Here is a 17,642-nt window from a genome sequence, read left to right as displayed (position 1 = left end):
AAAGGGCTAAAATGATCTTTATTTTAGCCCTTTGTCTTCTTTTCAGCGTGATAGAAAACCTTTGCAGCCCTAGGAAGGACGAGCAGCGGAGCGGAGCGAATTTGACATTCGTGAGCACCAGAGCGCAGACCTGACACCGAATGCGAGGGTTTGTCTACACGCTGGACACCTGCGGGTAAGCAGGTGTCTTCTACTATTACTCCGCCACTTCAAGCTCTACTTCAATGTTCCCTCTTGTTGCTTTTGAATATGGACAGAATTCATGGGCAGCATGGACAAGCTCTTTCACTTTGTCATGATCATGACCTTTCGCAGACACAATCAGCTTTACGCCAAGCTTAAAGCCGCCGTCGCTTTCATCTTTTAAAAGACTGACATGTCCTTCTACTTCCGATTCTATTTCTATCCCTTGCTTCTTCGCTACGTGCTCAAGTGCTCCTCCGAAACAAGCTGCATAGCCTGCTGCAAATAATTGCTCTGGGTTTGTACCAGTCTCTCCATCTTTCTTTACGTTAGGCATGACAATGTTATGGTCGAGCACACCATCCTCTGAACGAACATGTCCAGCTCTTCCATGCTGCGCCTTTACTTTTGCTGTGAATAATGGTTTCATCTTCATCTCCTCCTTCATCTATTCATCCTTTTCACGTTCTATTCATTTCTCAAACATTTATCGCACATTGAAGAATTTTTCATTTTTCGTCTGTATTTATTTTAAAAAGGAAGAAAATCTTATACAATGATAAGTATGACAAAAAATAGTTGGTGACTGACATGATAAATGAATTTGAACATATGAAGCTGGAAAATCAGCTTTGTTTCTTGTTATATGCAAGTTCACGAGAGATGACGAAGCAGTATAAACCGTTGTTAGAAGAATTAAACATTACGTACCCGCAATATTTGGCACTGCTTTTATTGTGGGAGCATGGAACATTAAATGTGAAAACGATGGGAGAGCTTCTCTATTTAGACTCCGGTACACTCACGCCCATGCTGAAACGAATGGAGCAAAATGGACTCATTATCCGAGAACGCTCGAAAGAGGATGAGCGGTCTGTACAAATTCGTTTAACGGAATATGGAGAGCAGCTAAAAGAAAAGGCCACTGCGATTCCGTCTCACATGCTGACTGGGACAGGCAGATCGGAAGAAGAGCTAAAAACACTGCGTGCCTCTTTACATGAGCTTTTGCAAAATTTAACACAATCAAAAGGCTGAGGGAATGTTCCCTCAGCCTTTTATAATGTCTATTATTGTGCGACAGCTACTAGTTCTACTTCGATGTTTCCTTGAGTTGCTTTTGAATATGGGCAAACGCCGTGTGCTTTATGAACAAGTTCTTCTAATGCTGACTGCTCAATTCCAGTTCCTTTTACCTCTAATTGAACGCCTAGTTTGAAGCCGCCATCTGAACTGTCTTTTAATAAGCTGACATGTGCTGTAACTTCACTTTCAAAGCGAATACGCTCTTGTCTCGCTACCATTTGAAGGGCTGAATCAAAACATGCAGAGTAGCCTGCTGCGAATAATTGCTCTGGATTTGTTGCTTTTTCAAGTTTTTTTGCTCTTGGTGTTCCAGGCATTGCTACATCATGTTCAAGTACACCATCTGTTGAAACAACCTTACCTTCTCTTCCTCCGACAGCTGATACCGTTGCTGTAAATAAAACGTCTGACATGAATATAACCCTCTTTCTCTCCAATAATGTTTCCTACAATTGAATTGTACACAATTTAAATTACAGAGTCAATCAATAAATACTCTTTTTTAAGTTTTCCTGCCTGAACCCTTTTTATGAGTATGTCCGGAAATTGTTAGGCAGTAAAAAAAGCCCTTTAAAAAGGGCTTTTAGATCGTGTCATGCTGCGGATTCGGTTGTTCTAGCGTATGGTTTCTGTTATCTGGGTCGGCATTTGCTGCTGCCAGCCACAATGCCATAATGGTGATACTTGTACAGACGACTGCCCATTTTTTAAAATTCATATAAACAATCCCCTCTCTGAATATAGATTCGAGCATGTTCCGCTTCCCCATAGAACATGGAAGATTTTTCATAATCCCCCATTTCATTATAATACTTTGCGGTATCTAATGCCAGCTCCTCTATATCTGGATATGCATAGGCAGACTCTAAAAAATGGAAAATTCGTTTAATATGCTCAGCATCTTGTCTTAAATACAATGCTTCTAGAAATATGGTTTTCTGAATATGAATGTCATCTTGAAGAGCTTCTGCTCTCTTCATACATTCTTCTCTGTAGTGTAATGCTTCTTCGTGTTTTCCTTGTTTGTATAATATCTGAGCGGCTGTATAAAGAGGGTCTATAGATCGACGAAGATGATCGGATTGATTTTGATCAAATAACGAGATGGATTCTTTCATTAATTCGAGTGCGCGGCCCAAGTCTCCCATTCGGTAATAACTGTTGCCCATATTAAACAAAGAGGAGGCAATAAAACGCACATTTTGAAACTCTCTTGATCTCGCAAGTGCTCTTTCGAGATGTGGTAATGCTTTTTCATGCCTTCTCATATCATCGTAGTTACCGGCCACAATAAATTCACACTGAATCGTGCGAAGCGCATACAGTTCATGCTGTACATAAACATCCAGCGCTAGTTTAGCATGGTGCATCGAGATATGTGTTTGTTTCATGTGATAATATATTTCTGACATTTTAAAATGAAATTCCGCACGTTCAATATCATCTGATACAAAAGAAAGCTTATGCTCTGCCTTTTGATAAGACGATATGGCAGCAATATACTCCCTCCGCCCGAATTCATACATGCCTCTAAAAAAATGATAGTAGTATTCAAGCATGCCTGTGACATGCGTTTGATGCTCATCTATTTCTTTCGAAAGCTCGGAAAAGTTGGCGCGAAGCTTTCCTTCCTTTAATGGCTTTAAATAATCGAGCATGACCTCATGCCTAAATTCCATTAAAGAAAAATAGAGAAGCAAATTCTGATCTTCTTCCATTGAATCAAGAGAGGTGCGAATTTCCTGCTTTAACTGTTCTGCTTGTTCGGAATCAAATCTGCGGATTAATTCATACCACTTGTTGATTTTCACTCCAATATCCGAAGAGGGAATGATTTTCGCCATACGTTGCCTTCTCCAATCTTCTCAAAATATAAAACATTACCATATTTTATCATACTTGACCGGAGAAATACAAAAATGAAAGGAAAAAGAGAGCCTGTTGTCACAAGACTCTCTTTTAAATTCGTTATTCTCTTATTTGTCCTTGACCACGAATGACAAATTTTTCAGACGTTAAGGCTGGCAGACCCATTGGCCCTCTTGCATGAAGTTTTTGCGTACTAATTCCTATTTCCGCTCCATAGCCAAATTCAAATCCATCTGTGAAACGAGTAGAGGCATTATGATAAACAGCGGCAGCATCGACTGCTGTTAAGAAAAGGGCTGCATGCTCATCGTTTTCTGTAATGATCGCTTCAGAGTGCTTAGAGCTATATGTTTGAATATGCTGAATCGCTTGTTCTATGTTTTCTACAATTTTAATACTGACGATCGGTGCTAAAAACTCCGTTGCATAGTCCTCATTTGTCGCTAATGCAGCACTAGGAGCAAGCGCGCAAACGGCTTCATCACCGCGTATTTCTACCCCATTGGATTGAAGGGCTTCAAATAAGGAAGCACAATAGTTGTTTGCCCATGTTTTATGAATGACAATGCTCTCGATCGCATTACAAACAGAAGGTCTTTGAGTTTTGGCATTCAGCACAATCCGCTCAGCCATTTCGTTTTTCGCTGTTTCATCAATGTAGATATGACAATTTCCTGCACCTGTCTCAAGCACCGGCACAGTTGACTCTCTCACGACAAGATCAATTAAATTCTTCCCGCCGCGCGGAATGAGGACATCTAGGTATTCATTTAAGGTGAACAGTGTTTTTGCCGTTTCACGGCCAGTATCTTCAATTAATTGCACACTGTCTACTGGAATATCCGTCGTATGAAGCGCTTCATGAATCACCTTTACAATCGCTTTATTACTATGAATAGCAGATGAGCTTCCGCGCAGAATCACAGCATTCCCAGTTTTCAAGCAAAGGGTCGCAGCATCGACTGTCACGTTTGGTCTTGCTTCATAAATCATTCCAACCGTTCCAAGCGGTACACGAACCTTTTCGATGAACAGACCGTTTTCTTTCTGAATGGTTTCTAACGTTTCACCAATTGGGTCTTTTAGCTGAATGAGTTGAAGGGTCGCATCTGCAATGGCTTCAATTCTCTCTTCCGTGAGTGTGATCCGGTCAATGACAGATGGCGTGAACTGCTTTTCCTCAGCAGCCTGAACATCCTTTTGGTTCTCTTCTATTAAATAAGCTGAAGATGCTTTTAGTGCACTGGCAATGGCGTGCAGGGCAGCATTTTTTTGTTCCGTCGTTTTTAGAAGCAGCTGATCTTTGGCTGCACTTGCTTTTTTTGCTTTTTCAAGAACTTCATTCATCGTATTCCCTCCTCAGTTTTGTACATGCTGTACCCAGTGATCTCGGTGTATGACCTCAGGCTTCTCTTTTGCAAGCTCGTCACTTCGCATTCCTTTAATGCCGAGAAGCTCATCGGAGGCGTACAAGGTTTGTCCCTTACCAACTAATCCGTTTGGACCGACGACTTCTACGACTTCTCCTTTAGAAAAGTCACCAGCGACATCAATAACTCCTGCCGGAAGAAGGCTTCTGCCATTATGCAAAATCGCCGCTTCCGCTCCTGCATCAATCATGATCTTCCCAGAGACCGGTGAATGGAATTGAATCCATTGACGGCGGTTGTTCACAGCTGATAAATCCTGTTCACCGATATACGTTCCGTCGCCTTGACCCGCAAGTATGCGAAGCAGCTTGTCTTCCCCAGTGCCAGTGCCAATGAAGACTTTCACGCCAAGTGAAAGTGCCGTTTGTGCAGCTGAGAGCTTCGATTTCATTCCGCCTGTTCCAACCTTTGAACCGGTGCTCTTTGCATATGAAAACAATTCTTCTGAAATGTGGGTCAGGACATCAAATCGCTTCGCCTCAGGATGCTCATTTGGATTTGCATCATAAATGCCATTGATGTCTGTTAATATGATCAATTGGTCTGCATGGATTAATCCACTGACAAGAGCTGACAGCATGTCATTATCCCCAAAGGTAAGCTCCTCGATGGAGACTGAATCATTTTCGTTTATGATCGGCAAGATTTTTCTTTCAAGCAGCTCCATCATCGTTGCGTACGCATTTCGATATCTTGTTCGATCTGAAAAGTCATTACGTGTTAAAAGCATTTGAGCAGGTATCATATGAAACTGTGAAAAAAGCTCTGTATATTTCTGCATTAACAAACCCTGTCCAACGGCGGCAGCTGCCTGTTTCCCCTTTAAGGTCACAGGTCTTGATGGATAGCCTAAACTGCCAAACCCTGCTGCAACGGCTCCTGATGAAATTAAAATGATTTCATGACCTGCTTCTTTGAGCTTTGCTATGGCTCTTACATGATCCTGCATCTTTTGTTCATCAATGGCTCCTTTTTGCTCTGTTAATGAACTGCTGCCAATTTTTATGACGATCCTTTGCTTTTTCATCCTTGATTCCCTCCGCTATACCTTTAGGCACAAAAAAATCCCTATTTCTCCTTATGTAAAGGACGAAAAGGGATTTTCCGTGGTACCACCTTCATTGAATAAGCATGCGATCTGCTTATTCCACTCAACTCCTGTAACGCCAGGCACGCGCTTAGATTTTTCCTCTAAGGCTCAAAGGGCAGGTTCAGCAGCTGTCTGCGGCAAATGTTTCAGCACATCATTTGCTCTCTTTACGCATCAGTTCCTGCTTACTATTCCTTTTCAACGCTCGTTAATTTTTTTATATTATCACCAATTGCTAAAGAAAAGTCAAGCGGTCAATTAAAGACAATCGTTTTATTCTCATGAACAATAATGCGATCTTCAAGGTGCCATTTGACAGCACGTGCAAGCACACTGCGCTCAATTGTCCGGCCAATATTTTTTAGGGCTTCCGCATCATCCCGGTGATCGACCCGCTCAATATCCTGTTCAATGATCGGGCCTTCGTCTAAATCATTGGTGACATAATGAGAAGTCGCACCAATTAATTTGACCCCCCGCTCATATGCCCGCTTGTATGGGTTTGCACCAATAAACGCTGGCAGGAAGGAATGATGAATATTAATGATTTTGTTCGGATGCTCTTCAATGAATCCAGGCGTTAAAATTTGCATGTATCTAGCAAGCACAACCACATCAATGTCGTACTCTTCTAATAAGGCGAGCTGCTCTTTTTCAGCTTCTTTGCGAATGTCTTTGTTCGCCTTTACAAAATGGAATGGGATTCCAAGCGATTCTACTGTATCTTTTGCCGTTTCATGATTGCTGATCACAACTGCGATTTCAGCCATTAAATTTCCGCTTTGCCATTCCCACAGAAGCTCATGCAGACAATGAAGCTCTTTTGAGACAAAGATTGCCAGCTTTTTAAGCTCACTTGCACGCGACATGCTCCACGTCATTTGAAATGATGCTGCGATTGGCTCAAAACTATTTTTCAATTGATCCATATTCGCCGAGATGTCTTTCCAATCAAATTCAATTCTTAAAAAGAACCGGCCGCTTTCATGATCGGTTGTGTATTGGCTCGATTCAATGATGTTCGCTCCGTGCTCAAATAAAAAGGAAGAAACAGCTGATACAATACCAGGCTGATCTGGGCAGCTGACAAGTAATCTGCCTTTTTGCTCGTGCTTTTGTCTGTGTAATTCAAGTTTCTCTGTAATCAATGTTCTCATGTATCATGACCTCATTTGCGTTTTCATTCTAATGAAATATTATACTGGACTGGAAAGAGAAAAAGCAATGAAGAGTCCATTTTTTATTGAATATTCATTCAATTCTGCACCTAGCGTGATATAATGTGAGTAGACCTTTTATCACAAAAGGAGTGATGAAGATGAAAAGCATGACTTTGTTTGGTAAAGTGAGCTTTTGGCTCGGCATCGTATGTCTGATCACAGGTATTTATCTTTTTATGGCCGGTGAGAGACTCATTCCTTTGCTCACATTTGGTGTCTGTTTTCTTCTAGTGAGTCAGCTTTACCGCAAAAATGAAAACGATTCCAATCATCATTCGATGTAACAAAAAAGGGCTAAAATGATTTTTATTTTAGCCCTTTTTCTTCTTTTTCAGCGTGATAGAAAACCATTGCAGGCCTGACAAAGAATGTGTGGGTTTGTCTACATGCTGAGGCTAGCAGACAGATGACAGCCTTTTCTTATTCAATGATTTTTAACCCGACCGCCGCAGATAAAATCAGTGCGATAAAGAATATACGTTTTGCGTCCTTCGACTCACCGTAAAACAGCATGCCGACAATGGCTCCTCCAGCAGCTCCAATGCCAGTCCAAATGGCGTATGCCGTTCCCATCGGAATTGTATTCATCGCAAGAGAGAGCATGAGAAAGGACAGCGAAAATCCAGCTGCAATGAATAAAATCCATTTGACATGCCGGTCTTTCTGGAATTGATTCATCATGGTGACACAAAGCATTTCTAAAATGCCTGCACCAATGAGTAAAAGCCAGCTCATGATTTAGTCTCTCCTTTCTTTTCACCTGTGGTTAGTTTAAGTCCTAATACACCGCTTAAAAGCACCATGATTAAAAGTAATTTCACTAGCTGTACTGGCTCTCCCAGTACCATACCTACTATGACAGTACCTGCTGTCCCAAGTCCGGTGAAAACGGCATAAAGTGTGCCAACTGGCAGTACAGTGGTGGCTTTCAGGAGTAAATAAAAGCTCACGACAATACAAACGATGGTTGCGGCCCATTCCAATAAAGAGTCAGCATATTTCAACCCCATCACCCAGCCAACTTCAAAGATGGCTGCAATCAATACATTTCCCCATTTCATCCGATTCTCTTCCTTTCTGAACGATTCCAAGCAATAAAAAAAGCCCGGAAATCGATCGTTTGATCAAATCTCCCGGGCTTTTATCCCTCCGTGTCCATACGGTCTATTGTCTAGACCCTATGTGTTTTCTCTCGGTCCAGACTGCGCCACCCGCACGGAACCCTAGAAAACCATTTCTTAATAAGCAGATCTGACTTAAAGCAGATTCTGTGTGTCAAAATTGTATCACACCCCGAAATACCGGTCTACCGCTTTGCTTTCCACATGCAAATATACTTGTTCATTTTTCGAAAGAATTTTTATGGAACCGCCGTATACTAAGTGTTAGAAGCAGGTCAACTGATAAAGAAGCTTTGCGGGCTGTTTCGCGTGAAGCGGACTGAAGGGAAATGAGCGTATATGACAATCCATTTATTTTTTATGACATTGACGATCAAGCGTAAATACAAGGACATGGAGACCGTACTTTACGAACAAGAAGTTGAAGCATTTTATGAAGAAATGAAACAGAAGCAACTAAAGTATATGAACTAAAACAGGAATGAGAAAAGGAGGAGATTGACATGTTTATGATGCTTGATTGTTCCTTAAAGCACGGATACGTCAATGATCACATCGCTGATATAATGAAATCAGATTGATGCGATGAACGTCCAACTTTAGGATGATGTATTTACAGATCATCCGTCGTACCCCAAACAATGCTGAAAAACATTTTATAGAAAATCAAGAGGTGGCTTCATATGATGATGACCGATGAACAAAAACATGAATTTTATCAAGCACTTGTTGACAAGAATCCGCAATATGACGGCACATTCTTTGCCTGTATTAAGACAACCGGTATCTTCTGTCATGCCACATGTACGGCCAGAAAGCCAAAATTTGAAAACTGTGAGTTTTTCTTTACAGCGGAGGAAGCACTGCTGGCAGGGTATCGCCCGTGCAAGCGCTGCACACCATTAACATACCCTAACAGCATTCCTGAAGAAGTCAAAACACTCGTTTCAGCAGTAGAAAAAAATCCTGAGAAACGCTGGAAGGAAGAGGACTTCCGCCAATTAGGGATTCACTCTGCCACAGCTCGAAGAAAGTTTAAAGACATTTACGGCATGACCTTTGTTCAATATGCAAGATCACGCCGAATGGGACTTGCCTTTAAAGAAATTTTGAACGGAAAAAAAGTAATCGATCAGCAGGTCACTTTCGGCTATGAATCTTCAAGTGCCTTCAATGATGCATTTACGAAAATCATGGGAAATCCCCCTAAAAAAGCACAGATTCACATTCTCTATGCTAATTTTATTTCCACACCGATCGGGCGGATGATGAGTGTGACAGATGCCACACATGTGTATTTACTGGAGTTTATGGACAGGCGTGGACTCGAAAAAGAAATTGAAACATTAAGAAAGAAGCATCATGCCCGCATTTTAGTTGGAGAAACAAACGTCCATCAGCAATTAGCAAAGGAATTGGCCTTATATTTTGAGAAAAAGCTGACCAAGTTTACTGTACCGCTTTCTTTACATGGCACCCCATTTCAAATGAAGGTGTGGGACCAGCTCTCACGCATTCCCGCAGGCGAAACGAGATCCTATCGAGATCTAGCCACGAAACTAGGCGATCCGCATTTGGTTCGTGCCGTTGGTAATGCAAATGGTGCCAATCAATTGGCGATTATCATTCCCTGCCACCGCGTGATTCAAACAAGTGGTGAGCTTGGAGGCTACGGCGGAGGGATTGAACGGAAGAAATATTTGCTTCAGTTAGAACAGCGTGCATAAAAAAACGGCTCTGCTTATTCGGTAAGCGAGCCGTTTTCTCCGTTACGGGTGATGCTGTATACATCAATGATTTGGTCCCATTTTGAAATGGTTTTTTCTTTTTTCATGCCCATTTTTAAAGCGACCTTCACCGACGCTTCATTCTCAGGACGAATTAGGCTGACCATCCGTCTGACCTTCATTTCTTCAAATCCATAGGTAAGGCAGCCTTTTGCAGCCTCAGCAGCATAGCCATTCCCCCACGCCGCTTTCTTTAGCATATAGCCAATCTCAAGCTCGGTTTGTCCTTCAATGTTTTGCAGGACAATGCCGCTTTGTCCAAGTCGTTCATTTGTTTCTTTATCTTCAATGATCCATAGCGAGGTGTGGTACATGCGGTCATTTTTTTGATTCCATGCAATCCACTCTTTTGTCTGCTGTTCATCCTTCAAAGAAGGATAATACTTCATCACTTCTTCATCCTGAAACAGCTCGTCATATAAAAATGACGCATCATGATCATTCATCGTTCTCAGTTTCAGGCGCTCTGTTTCCAATACTGTTCTTGTTTGAACTGTCATTAATGATCCCCCCTTTTTTACTTGCTAAAAATATCTCCGAACAACCCATTTGAATCTGGGGCAAAGTAATGGAAGCCCGCACCGGTTAAACTAGCAGCCAGCGCTGTCCACATCATTAAACTGACAGTCATCCACACCGCGACTTGCTTTCTTTTCGTTCCGAAGCTCATGCACATCAAGGCCGCTAAATGACTGCCGATGATAAAAGGTCCTATGAGTGCTAACCCAGGCAGACCGTATCGTTCCCAAATTTTTCTCGCCCGCAGCTGCTTTTTCTCTCCTTTTTCATCACCTTTTTCCTCTTTTCTTTTTAACCACCATGCTTTAAACCGGTCGACGAACACAATGAGAAGCAAGACTGTCAAAAAGTTGCCGATGAATCCAATCACAGCCGTTGTCACAGGATGCAGCCCACTTAAGATTGCGAATGGAACGACACCAATCACTTCAAAAAAAGGCAAGGCAGCCAATACAAAAACGAGTACATATCCCCATACAATATCCAAAAACAGAACCCCTTTTCATTTTTGTCCTCTCCCCATTGTAATGAAAAAGACAATTCCATTTCTACATTTTTTTAGAAAAAGAAAAGCACATCGGATAGGATGTGCTCAGTTTACATTCGTATTTTCATTTTTCTTATTTGTCCGGCGCAGTACAATGAATATAAGCCCTATTAAAATCACAATAGATAGCAGACTTTGCAGCAAAATCACACTTGGTGACGTCCAGCCAATCCATTCGAAGATGAGCTGCGGTCCGAAAAAGATAATCGGAATCAATGAAACGACATTCGCCTTTAAGATTGCATTAAATACAACGATACATAGCAGCATGAGCAAAATGACGCCCCACCTCTGGCCAGAAGTAAGGACAAGTAGTGGTGTGCCGACTTTTTGATCCAATAGTTTGATTGTCACCATCGCTGTCAGCTGAAAGATTCCTAACATCCAAAAGTAGAGAAATACCCGGCTGCTTGTTTGAAAGGCGGACGCTCTAAACATCACAATGATCATGATAACATTGGCCACTAAAACGAGCGGATATCCAATCAAAGCAAACCAAGAATAGGATAAGTTTTGGCTGATTGCATCTGCTAAAATCATGTAAAAAAGCGATCCAATTAAGAAAGCACTGACGAATGGCACCCAGTCTTTATGATTCCCTGACAGCTCTTTTGCCAGTTCATCAGCATAGCTCCGCGGATCTCCGCCGAACACATCCTCACCTGTTTTGCCGTCTTTTTCAGCCTCAACCGCATGTGCTGTCAGTTCGTCCATCAGCTCATCGATTTCATCCTGATTTTTTCCCTTTGATATGAGATAAAGTTGCAGCTCTAGTAGAATGTGTCTTGTTTCTTTTGATACCATAATCTCACTTCCCTTTTTGTAATAAGCGGTTTACATTTTTTGAAAGCTCATTCCAGCGGTCAATAAACTCTGTGAGCGCTTGTTCTCCCGCTTGTGTGAGCGTATAGTATTTCCTTTTCGGGCCGGTCGCTGACGCTTTTGTGACGGTGGTCACCAGCTGTTCCTTTTGCATACGCAGCAAAATCGGATAGATGCTGCCTTCACTTATTTGATCAAACCCATAATGCGCGAGCTTCTTCGTCATTTCATACCCATAAATTTCACCCTCAGAAATAATCGACAGCAGGCAGCCTTCTAAAATTCCTTTTAGCATTTGTGTGGATGTTGTCATGATTGTTCCTCCGATTCCAGTACCTTGCATCACAAGATAGCTTTATCTTACCATACACTATCTTGCCATGCAAGATACTGGAACAGAAAAAAATCACCGCTTAAAGGGTGATTTTTACGCCCAAGGCTTATCTGTCCCAAGTGCGTCAGCAAGCGCCTTACTATGCTTTCGGCGGCTTTTTCTTTCCTCTGCCCGCTGCTTCGCTGTTTGATGAAGCATGATCTCTTCCTCTGTTTCCGGCATCACCTGCGGGACTCGTTTAGGCTTTCCGTTTTCATCTAATGAGACAAATGTCAGAAATGAAGTTGCTGCGAGTCTGCGTTCTCCAGACATCAAGTTTTCTTTAATGACTTTGACGAACACTTCCATAGAAGACGTACCCACCCATGTGACATAGGATTCCAAGCATACGGACTCCTTTTGTCCAATCGGCTCTAAAAAGTCAACAGAATCCATTGAAGCTGTGACCGTTTCACTGCGGCTGTGTCTTGCAGCCGAGATGGAGGCAATGTCATCTATATAACTCATTAATTTCCCGCCAAATAACGTTTGGTGGTTATTCGTATCGAGAGGGAATACCCTGCTGGTTTTAACAACTTTCGATTCCTTGCAGTATTTGAAATTTTCTTCACTCATCATCATAGCTCCTTCTTGCTGTTTTCGTGGATGCGGAACGACTTTTATTAAACACTATTCTTTTAGGTTTGTCTAAACTTTTAGCTTTAGTCTTATGTGAGAGATTTTCTTTCGGAAATGTTTCAACCATGGCTAGAAGAAGGAATAATAGAACTATGAATGAACAAGGAGGCCATTTGATGGATTCTATGAGAGCAGAGCAATTATACAAAATGCCGCAATGCATGAGTGAATACGACGATTTAGAAGAAGTTCTTTTATGCAGTCCTATTTATATGGAAATCAAACAAATTATTAACGAAACCCAGAAACATTTTGCGAAAGAAAATATTTCTCAAATGAAAGCAGTCGCTCAGCATAAGCAATTGATCCAAACCCTTAAAGAGAATCAAGTACGGCCCATCCTGCTCCCGGCGAATGACCGCTTCCCTGAGCAAGTCTTCACTCGGGATATTGGGTTTACGATTGGACATACACTGTTTGTTTCAAGTATGGCCGCTCCGGTTCGGCAAGGGGAAGAACAATACCTAAAAGAATGGGCACACGCAAAAGGGTGGTCAGCTGTCACTTTGACAGACGGAACGATTGAAGGCGGCGATGTGCTTGTGGATCAGAACCGTGTGTTTGTTGGCACGAGCAAAAGAACTAGTCCAGCCGCTATCTACCAGCTCAAAAAGGAACTGCCGGATCATGACATCATTCCGATTCACCTTCCTCCTCACATTTTGCATCTTGATTGTGTGCTGAATATTCTGTCTCATAACGAGATCATCATTTATCCTGAAGCGTTTAAGCAAAAGGATCTCCAGCTGCTCAAAACGTATTATGATTTGATTGAAATCAGCGAACAAGAGCAATTCACACTTGGACCAAATGTTTTATCCATTGGGCAGAAAAAAGTGATCAGCTTGCCCAGCAACCAAGAAACAAATGCTGCGTTAACCGCTCACGGATACACCGTTATTGAAGTGGAATTTTCTGAAATTATTAAATCCGGCGGCTCTTTCAGATGCTGCACATTGCCTATTCGGCGTTCATCTATTAAAAAAGCCAGCATGTAGAACAGCTTGTCTACTTGCTGGCTTTTGTCTAGCTTGTCCTATTTTCTATTATATAAATGACAGGCGACTTCATGTCCTTCTTCCACCGCTTGTAATGCCGGCTTTTTTTCAGCACACACATCCATCGCGGCAGGACATCTTGTTCGAAATACACAGCCGCTTGGCGGGTTCACTGGACTTGGAATTTCTCCTTTTAAAATAAACCTTTTGCGCTTGTCCTCTACGTCAGGATCTGGAATGGGGATTGCAGACAGCAAGGCTTGTGTATATGGGTGAAGCGGTGTTTGATATAATGCATCACTTGTCGTCAACTCGACGAGATGGCCTAAATACATCACACCGATCCGGTCACTAATATATTTCACCATCGACAAGTCATGTGCAATAAAGAGAAATGTTAATCCTTCCTCTTTTTGCAGTTTTTTCAGCAGATTCACGACCTGCGCTTGAACGGAGACGTCTAGTGCAGAAATCGGCTCATCTGCCACAATAAATTTTGGCGCTAAGGCAAGTGCTCTTGCAATGCCGATTCTCTGCCTTTGTCCTCCGCTAAATTCGTGCGGATAGCGGGTGGCAAAATCATAGCTTAATCCTACCGCTTCGAGCAGTTCTTTCACGCGGGCAATCCTTTTCTTTTGACTCCCATAAAGCTGATGAATCTCCATTGGCTCAAGCATAATATCTTTTACTGACAGTCTTGGATTTAACGAGGAATACGGATCTTGAAAGACCATTTGCATTTGCCGGTTGAAATCAAATGATTCTTTTTTAGAAAGGTGGTGAAGACTTTTCCCTTCATATAAGGCTTCACCATCTGTAGGTTCATAAAGACGCATGAGCACTTTTCCAAGTGTGGATTTGCCGCAGCCAGACTCACCAACGAGACCAAAGGTTTCACCTTGTTTCAGCTGAAAAGAGACACCATCCAGCGCTTTTAAGGTTCTCCCTTTCGATAGATGAAAATGTTTTTTGAGGTTGTTTACTTGTAAAAGTGGTTCAACTGTCATGTTCGCTCCTCCTCTCACTTGGTAAATACCGCCTTGCACCTGCCCATTCCTTTTCATACGAAGTGCCAGAAAGGGAAAGAAGCTCAATTTGTCTGCCGGTTTTAGGCGAATGAAGCATCATCCCGTCCCCAGCGTAGATCCCTACATGGCGGACCGCTCCCTTTCCGTTTTCATTTGCAAAAAACAGCAAGTCGCCTTGTTCTAAATGGCTTGATGTAACCGGCGTTCCTTGAACTGCTTGGTCACTTGCGTCTCTCGGCAAAAGATATCCGCACGCTTTGTACATGCTGTAAGCAAAGCCTGAACAATCATAGCCAAAGCTGCTCATGCCTCCCCATAAATAAGAAAGGCCAATAAATTGTTTTCCTGCGTCTACGACATCTTTGCCGGTCATAGAGAAAGCTTGCGATACTGGGCGTACATCCGCTTTGTTGATTTCTCTTATTCCTAATGGGGTGACAACATGAAATTGATCATCTGTTTCTTTGGCGGCTGCCAGCTCTGTTAAAAAGCTAATCTCCATATCAGGTTCCCCGTTTTGATAGAGTGTGGCTTTTTTCTGACAAACGATAAGAGATGCAGCTGACGCATTTCCCTCTGTTACTTGTTTTAATTGCTCAGCAGGTATATAGCCTGGATAGCCTTGCGGATGTTTCCGGCTGGCCTGCTGTGGTATGACGACTTTCATCCAGCCATCTATCTCTTCTAATCCAATCACTCGTCCGCCGAGCAGTACTTGAGATTGAATCAAATTTTCTTCACATAAAGCCAGCTTTTCTTCATATGTTTGCTGGTCAATCCATTCTTTGATGTTGATGGAGTCCTGAAGTACCTTTCGATCGATTTCTCGGGGAGACTGCGGCGCTGTCCATACGTTAGCGACTGGAACCTTTGATTCGTATATCATCATGAGACTCCTTTCACCCCTTGAATGCCTAACCCATGATGCAGCGGTAAAAATATATCTTTTCCTTTGTACACGATTCCTCCGTCTATCATGTCCTCTTTCAGCATAAGCGGGGCATCAAAATCGCAGCGGGTAATATTCGGCTGGCTTGCGGCGAAATGTGCCGCTGCTGTAATGCCAAGCTTTGACTCAATCATACTGCCAACCATGCACTGAACACCGTATGCTTCGGCAAGGGCATTGATTTTTAATGCTTCTTTTATGCCGCCTGATTTCATTAATTTTAAATTGATCAGATCACAGCTTCTCGTTTCAAGCACCTTGATCGCATCATGAAAACTGAAAATGCTTTCGTCTGCCATAATCAATGTTTCAGTTGCTTCCGTCACACGACGCAGGCCTTCGATATCTTCTTTCGGCACTGGCTGTTCTACTAATTCAATATTCAGCGCTTCCATTTTTCGAATAGCTGTGATCGCTTCCTTCCATGTCCAGCCCTGATTGGCGTCGAGCCTGATCTGAATATCCGGTCCGACTTTTTCTCGAATCCGTTTGATCCGCTGAATGTCCGTGTGTATATCATCTTTTCCTACTTTGATCTTTAACGTCTGAAAACCTTCAGCTGCGTATTGCTTCGCATCTTCTGCCATCTCAAGCGGCCGGTTTACACTGACCGTATAGTCGGTTTCGAGCTGATGACGATATCCGCCAAGGTATTGATAAAGCGGAAGTCCTGCCTGCTTTGCTAACCCATCATAAATGGCCATATCGATTGCAGCTTTTGCGCTTGTGTTGCTTGCGAGCACGCGGTTCATAGCAGAAAAGATTTGTTCATACTCTGCCAAGGAAGCCCCGAGCAAAATGGGTCTGATCACTTCACAGATGGCATAGTCGATGCTTTCCAGCGTTTCTCCTGTAATCACCGATGTGGGAACTGCCTCTCCGTAGCTGACATCACCTTGATCATATGTGATGATAACGATCAGAGATGCTGCGTCATACACCGTTCTTAAAGCAGTTTTGAAAGGCTTTTTTAGCGGTACACTTGTTCTGCATGTACGAACATCGACAATTTTCATTTGATCGCCTCTTTCGCTGCAACGCCTGGAGAAATGTGCAGTTTTTTCCCTGCAGCATCTAGTGTAGCCTGCACGCCCATCGGAAAGGCAAAGTTCGGTGATGAATGACCGATCCGAAAGCCGCCGAGTGCGGGTTTCTTTTGCGGCACAATATAGGTTTCCCACAGCTGTTCCAAGGTTAAGGATTGGTCTTTCTTTTTTGGTTCACATTGATGAAAATCTCCAATGATGAATCCAGCCGCATCATCCAATTTTCCAGCAGAGGTGAGGTGCTGCATCATACGATCGATTTTATAAGGCTCTTCGTCAATATCTTCAATGAACAACAGCTTTCCCTTCGTATCAATTTCAAAAGGTGTACCAAGTGTTGTCACGATGAGAGCAAGATTCCCTCCTATGATGTCACCTGAAGCGGTGCCGGGGTAGAAGGTATGAAGAGGTGACAAGTGATGCGTATACGTAAAGGCCTTCGGCGTGAACAGCTGCAAAAAGGTATCCTTCGTATACGGATGGACCTCTTCAAGCCCCACATCAGAGGAAAGCATTGGACCATGAAAGGTCACAAGACCGGTCTGCTGCTGGATGGCCGTATGTAAAAACGTAATGTCACTATAACCCCAAAAGATTTTTGGATTCCGGCGAATGAGGTCATAATCAATGGCTTCCGCAAGTCTTCCAGTTCCGTACCCTCCGCAGGCACAAATAACTGCTTTGACTTCTGGATCTTGAAACATGCCATGAAGATCTTCCACTCTTTCATGATCACGCCCTGCTAAATACCCGTACCGGGAATCGAGATACTTCCCTTTTTTCACCTTTAGCCCAAGGCTCTCTAAAAAGGCAATCCCTTTTGCTAATTTCAATTCATCAGGCGGGCTTGCTGGTGCGATAATCCCCACCGTATCCCCTGTTTGAAGCGCCGCTGGCAGCTGGTTCATGAAAATCCCCTCTTTCTCTTTATTTCT

23 protein-coding genes, 1 riboswitch and 1 other annotated feature are annotated in these 17,642 nt (G+C 42.7%); of the genes, 5 read left to right on the top strand and 18 right to left on the bottom strand.

What is annotated here, in order from left to right:
• Positions 1-196 precede the first annotated feature (196 nt).
• On the bottom strand, positions 197-613 hold the full coding sequence (locus MHH65_RS06260; protein WP_024426813.1) for an organic hydroperoxide resistance protein: 417 nt from the start codon (positions 611-613) through the stop codon (positions 197-199).
• A gap of 161 nt (positions 614-774) precedes the next feature.
• Here MHH65_RS06260 and MHH65_RS06255 point away from each other — a divergent pair, with 161 nt between their 5' ends.
• Positions 775-1,221 carry a MarR family transcriptional regulator gene (locus MHH65_RS06255; protein ID WP_024426812.1) on the top strand — a complete coding sequence of 149 codons (447 nt, stop codon included), beginning with the start codon at positions 775-777 and terminating at the stop codon, positions 1,219-1,221.
• A 32-nt stretch (positions 1,222-1,253) separates the two neighbouring features.
• Here the strand turns inward: MHH65_RS06255 and MHH65_RS06250 are convergent, their stop codons facing one another.
• The 6 genes from MHH65_RS06250 to purU all read right to left on the bottom strand — a co-directional run bounded on the left by MHH65_RS06250 (position 1,254) and on the right by purU (position 6,815).
• Positions 1,254-1,682, bottom strand: a complete 429-nt coding sequence (locus MHH65_RS06250) for an organic hydroperoxide resistance protein (protein ID WP_024424643.1) — start codon at positions 1,680-1,682, stop codon at positions 1,254-1,256.
• Between the two features lie 170 nt (positions 1,683-1,852).
• The gene (locus MHH65_RS06245) at positions 1,853-1,987 is read right to left on the bottom strand and encodes a hypothetical protein (protein ID WP_024424642.1); all 135 of its coding nucleotides are present in this window, start codon (positions 1,985-1,987) and stop codon (positions 1,853-1,855) included.
• Positions 1,977-3,113, bottom strand: a complete 1,137-nt coding sequence (locus MHH65_RS06240; protein WP_024426809.1) for a Rap family tetratricopeptide repeat protein — start codon at positions 3,111-3,113, stop codon at positions 1,977-1,979. The genes MHH65_RS06245 and MHH65_RS06240 overlap by 11 nt, the downstream gene beginning before the upstream one ends.
• Before the next feature lie 124 nt (positions 3,114-3,237).
• On the bottom strand, positions 3,238-4,485 hold the full coding sequence (locus tag MHH65_RS06235; protein ID WP_268414107.1) for a glutamate-5-semialdehyde dehydrogenase: 1,248 nt from the start codon (positions 4,483-4,485) through the stop codon (positions 3,238-3,240).
• Between the two features lie 12 nt (positions 4,486-4,497).
• Complete coding sequence (gene proB, locus MHH65_RS06230) at positions 4,498-5,595, bottom strand: glutamate 5-kinase (RefSeq protein WP_024426807.1); 1,098 nt, start codon at positions 5,593-5,595, stop codon at positions 4,498-4,500.
• Between the two features lie 55 nt (positions 5,596-5,650).
• Positions 5,651-5,869 (bottom strand) — a binding site (T-box leader).
• A 43-nt stretch (positions 5,870-5,912) separates the two neighbouring features.
• Positions 5,913-6,815 (bottom strand): formyltetrahydrofolate deformylase, encoded by a 903-nt coding sequence (gene purU, locus MHH65_RS06225; protein ID WP_024424638.1) that lies wholly within the window; start codon positions 6,813-6,815, stop codon positions 5,913-5,915.
• A 161-nt stretch (positions 6,816-6,976) separates the two neighbouring features.
• Here purU and MHH65_RS06220 point away from each other — a divergent pair, with 161 nt between their 5' ends.
• Positions 6,977-7,162 carry a hypothetical protein gene (locus MHH65_RS06220; RefSeq protein ID WP_024424637.1) on the top strand — a complete coding sequence of 62 codons (186 nt, stop codon included), beginning with the start codon at positions 6,977-6,979 and terminating at the stop codon, positions 7,160-7,162.
• A gap of 136 nt (positions 7,163-7,298) precedes the next feature.
• On the opposite strand, the gene MHH65_RS06215 is transcribed toward MHH65_RS06220, so the two are convergent.
• Together MHH65_RS06215 and MHH65_RS06210 are read right to left on the bottom strand one after the other, a co-directional pair.
• Positions 7,299-7,613, bottom strand: coding sequence for a multidrug efflux SMR transporter (locus tag MHH65_RS06215; RefSeq protein ID WP_024424636.1), 315 nt, complete (start codon positions 7,611-7,613; stop codon positions 7,299-7,301).
• Entirely contained in the window at positions 7,610-7,939 is a 330-nt protein-coding gene (locus tag MHH65_RS06210) for a multidrug efflux SMR transporter (RefSeq protein ID WP_098677344.1), read from the bottom strand. The genes MHH65_RS06215 and MHH65_RS06210 overlap by 4 nt, the downstream gene beginning before the upstream one ends.
• A 67-nt stretch (positions 7,940-8,006) precedes the next feature.
• Positions 8,007-8,116, bottom strand: a riboswitch (guanidine-I (ykkC/yxkD leader).
• Positions 8,117-8,338: 222 nt separating this feature from the next.
• Here MHH65_RS06210 and MHH65_RS06205 point away from each other — a divergent pair.
• Positions 8,339-8,473, top strand: a complete 135-nt coding sequence (locus MHH65_RS06205; protein ID WP_073204910.1) for a YrzI family small protein — start codon at positions 8,339-8,341, stop codon at positions 8,471-8,473.
• Positions 8,474-8,682: 209 nt separating this feature from the next.
• Positions 8,683-9,726, top strand: a complete 1,044-nt coding sequence (locus MHH65_RS06200; RefSeq protein WP_025092309.1) for a trifunctional transcriptional activator/DNA repair protein Ada/methylated-DNA--[protein]-cysteine S-methyltransferase — start codon at positions 8,683-8,685, stop codon at positions 9,724-9,726.
• A gap of 14 nt (positions 9,727-9,740) precedes the next feature.
• Here MHH65_RS06200 and MHH65_RS06195 read toward each other — a convergent pair whose 3' ends face one another.
• From MHH65_RS06195 to MHH65_RS06175, 5 genes are all read right to left on the bottom strand, one after another.
• A complete protein-coding gene (locus MHH65_RS06195) occupies positions 9,741-10,286 on the bottom strand; it encodes a GNAT family N-acetyltransferase (protein WP_025092308.1) in 546 nt (181 codons plus the stop codon).
• A 17-nt stretch (positions 10,287-10,303) separates the two neighbouring features.
• The gene (locus MHH65_RS06190; RefSeq protein ID WP_025092307.1) at positions 10,304-10,792 is read right to left on the bottom strand and encodes a small multi-drug export protein; all 489 of its coding nucleotides are present in this window, start codon (positions 10,790-10,792) and stop codon (positions 10,304-10,306) included.
• A 105-nt stretch (positions 10,793-10,897) separates the two neighbouring features.
• Positions 10,898-11,656: a hypothetical protein gene (locus tag MHH65_RS06185; RefSeq protein ID WP_098677343.1), complete on the bottom strand. Its 759-nt coding sequence runs from the start codon at positions 11,654-11,656 to the stop codon at positions 10,898-10,900.
• 4 nt (positions 11,657-11,660) lie between these two features.
• Positions 11,661-11,987, bottom strand: a complete 327-nt coding sequence (locus MHH65_RS06180) for a PadR family transcriptional regulator (RefSeq protein ID WP_024424630.1) — start codon at positions 11,985-11,987, stop codon at positions 11,661-11,663.
• Positions 11,988-12,101: 114 nt separating this feature from the next.
• Positions 12,102-12,623, bottom strand: a complete 522-nt coding sequence (locus MHH65_RS06175; RefSeq protein ID WP_008346212.1) for an acyl-CoA thioesterase — start codon at positions 12,621-12,623, stop codon at positions 12,102-12,104.
• 179 nt (positions 12,624-12,802) lie between these two features.
• Here MHH65_RS06175 and MHH65_RS06170 point away from each other — a divergent pair, with 179 nt between their 5' ends.
• Complete coding sequence (locus MHH65_RS06170) at positions 12,803-13,684, top strand: dimethylarginine dimethylaminohydrolase family protein (protein WP_024426801.1); 882 nt, start codon at positions 12,803-12,805, stop codon at positions 13,682-13,684.
• Between the two features lie 38 nt (positions 13,685-13,722).
• On the opposite strand, the gene MHH65_RS06165 is transcribed toward MHH65_RS06170, so the two are convergent.
• Genes MHH65_RS06165 through MHH65_RS06150 form a run of 4 tightly spaced genes read right to left on the bottom strand, consistent with a single transcriptional unit; the run spans position 13,723 to position 17,615 of the window.
• Positions 13,723-14,691 (bottom strand): oligopeptide/dipeptide ABC transporter ATP-binding protein, encoded by a 969-nt coding sequence (locus MHH65_RS06165; RefSeq protein ID WP_024426800.1) that lies wholly within the window; start codon positions 14,689-14,691, stop codon positions 13,723-13,725.
• A complete protein-coding gene (locus MHH65_RS06160) occupies positions 14,681-15,598 on the bottom strand; it encodes a C40 family peptidase (RefSeq protein WP_098677342.1) in 918 nt (305 codons plus the stop codon). Before MHH65_RS06160 ends, MHH65_RS06165 begins: the two co-directional genes overlap by 11 nt.
• Positions 15,598-16,677 (bottom strand): dipeptide epimerase, encoded by a 1,080-nt coding sequence (locus MHH65_RS06155; protein ID WP_025092302.1) that lies wholly within the window; start codon positions 16,675-16,677, stop codon positions 15,598-15,600. The genes MHH65_RS06160 and MHH65_RS06155 overlap by 1 nt, the downstream gene beginning before the upstream one ends.
• A complete protein-coding gene (locus MHH65_RS06150; RefSeq protein WP_098677341.1) occupies positions 16,674-17,615 on the bottom strand; it encodes an LD-carboxypeptidase in 942 nt (313 codons plus the stop codon). The genes MHH65_RS06155 and MHH65_RS06150 overlap by 4 nt, the downstream gene beginning before the upstream one ends.
• Positions 17,616-17,642 lie beyond the last annotated feature (27 nt).

The sequence above is a fragment of the Bacillus sp. FSL L8-0654 genome (assembly GCF_038629965.1).
In the GTDB taxonomy this organism is placed as follows: Bacteria; Bacillota; Bacilli; order Bacillales; family Bacillaceae; genus Bacillus; species Bacillus safensis.
The sequence above is the reverse complement of the archived record's forward strand: the minus strand, read 5'-3'. Positions and strand labels throughout refer to the sequence as shown.

Coding starts and splice junctions, on each gene's coding strand:
- purU (WP_024424638.1), bottom strand. CDS start 6,815: ATGAGAACATTGATTACAGAGAAACTTGAATTACACAGACAAAAGCAC.
- MHH65_RS06170 (WP_024426801.1), top strand. CDS start 12,803: ATGGATTCTATGAGAGCAGAGCAATTATACAAAATGCCGCAATGCATG.
- MHH65_RS06215 (WP_024424636.1), bottom strand. CDS start 7,613: ATGAGCTGGCTTTTACTCATTGGTGCAGGCATTTTAGAAATGCTTTGT.
- MHH65_RS06240 (WP_024426809.1), bottom strand. CDS start 3,113: ATGGCGAAAATCATTCCCTCTTCGGATATTGGAGTGAAAATCAACAAG.
- MHH65_RS06155 (WP_025092302.1), bottom strand. CDS start 16,677: ATGAAAATTGTCGATGTTCGTACATGCAGAACAAGTGTACCGCTAAAA.
- MHH65_RS06165 (WP_024426800.1), bottom strand. CDS start 14,691: ATGACAGTTGAACCACTTTTACAAGTAAACAACCTCAAAAAACATTTT.
- MHH65_RS06175 (WP_008346212.1), bottom strand. CDS start 12,623: ATGAGTGAAGAAAATTTCAAATACTGCAAGGAATCGAAAGTTGTTAAA.
- MHH65_RS06220 (WP_024424637.1), top strand. CDS start 6,977: ATGAAAAGCATGACTTTGTTTGGTAAAGTGAGCTTTTGGCTCGGCATC.
- MHH65_RS06235 (WP_268414107.1), bottom strand. CDS start 4,485: ATGAATGAAGTTCTTGAAAAAGCAAAAAAAGCAAGTGCAGCCAAAGAT.
- MHH65_RS06250 (WP_024424643.1), bottom strand. CDS start 1,682: ATGTCAGACGTTTTATTTACAGCAACGGTATCAGCTGTCGGAGGAAGA.
- MHH65_RS06255 (WP_024426812.1), top strand. CDS start 775: ATGATAAATGAATTTGAACATATGAAGCTGGAAAATCAGCTTTGTTTC.
- MHH65_RS06200 (WP_025092309.1), top strand. CDS start 8,683: ATGATGATGACCGATGAACAAAAACATGAATTTTATCAAGCACTTGTT.
- MHH65_RS06245 (WP_024424642.1), bottom strand. CDS start 1,987: ATGAATTTTAAAAAATGGGCAGTCGTCTGTACAAGTATCACCATTATG.
- MHH65_RS06195 (WP_025092308.1), bottom strand. CDS start 10,286: ATGACAGTTCAAACAAGAACAGTATTGGAAACAGAGCGCCTGAAACTG.
- MHH65_RS06150 (WP_098677341.1), bottom strand. CDS start 17,615: ATGAACCAGCTGCCAGCGGCGCTTCAAACAGGGGATACGGTGGGGATT.
- MHH65_RS06260 (WP_024426813.1), bottom strand. CDS start 613: ATGAAACCATTATTCACAGCAAAAGTAAAGGCGCAGCATGGAAGAGCT.
- MHH65_RS06210 (WP_098677344.1), bottom strand. CDS start 7,939: ATGAAATGGGGAAATGTATTGATTGCAGCCATCTTTGAAGTTGGCTGG.
- proB (WP_024426807.1), bottom strand. CDS start 5,595: ATGAAAAAGCAAAGGATCGTCATAAAAATTGGCAGCAGTTCATTAACA.
- MHH65_RS06180 (WP_024424630.1), bottom strand. CDS start 11,987: ATGACAACATCCACACAAATGCTAAAAGGAATTTTAGAAGGCTGCCTG.
- MHH65_RS06160 (WP_098677342.1), bottom strand. CDS start 15,598: ATGATATACGAATCAAAGGTTCCAGTCGCTAACGTATGGACAGCGCCG.
- MHH65_RS06185 (WP_098677343.1), bottom strand. CDS start 11,656: ATGGTATCAAAAGAAACAAGACACATTCTACTAGAGCTGCAACTTTAT.
- MHH65_RS06205 (WP_073204910.1), top strand. CDS start 8,339: ATGACAATCCATTTATTTTTTATGACATTGACGATCAAGCGTAAATAC.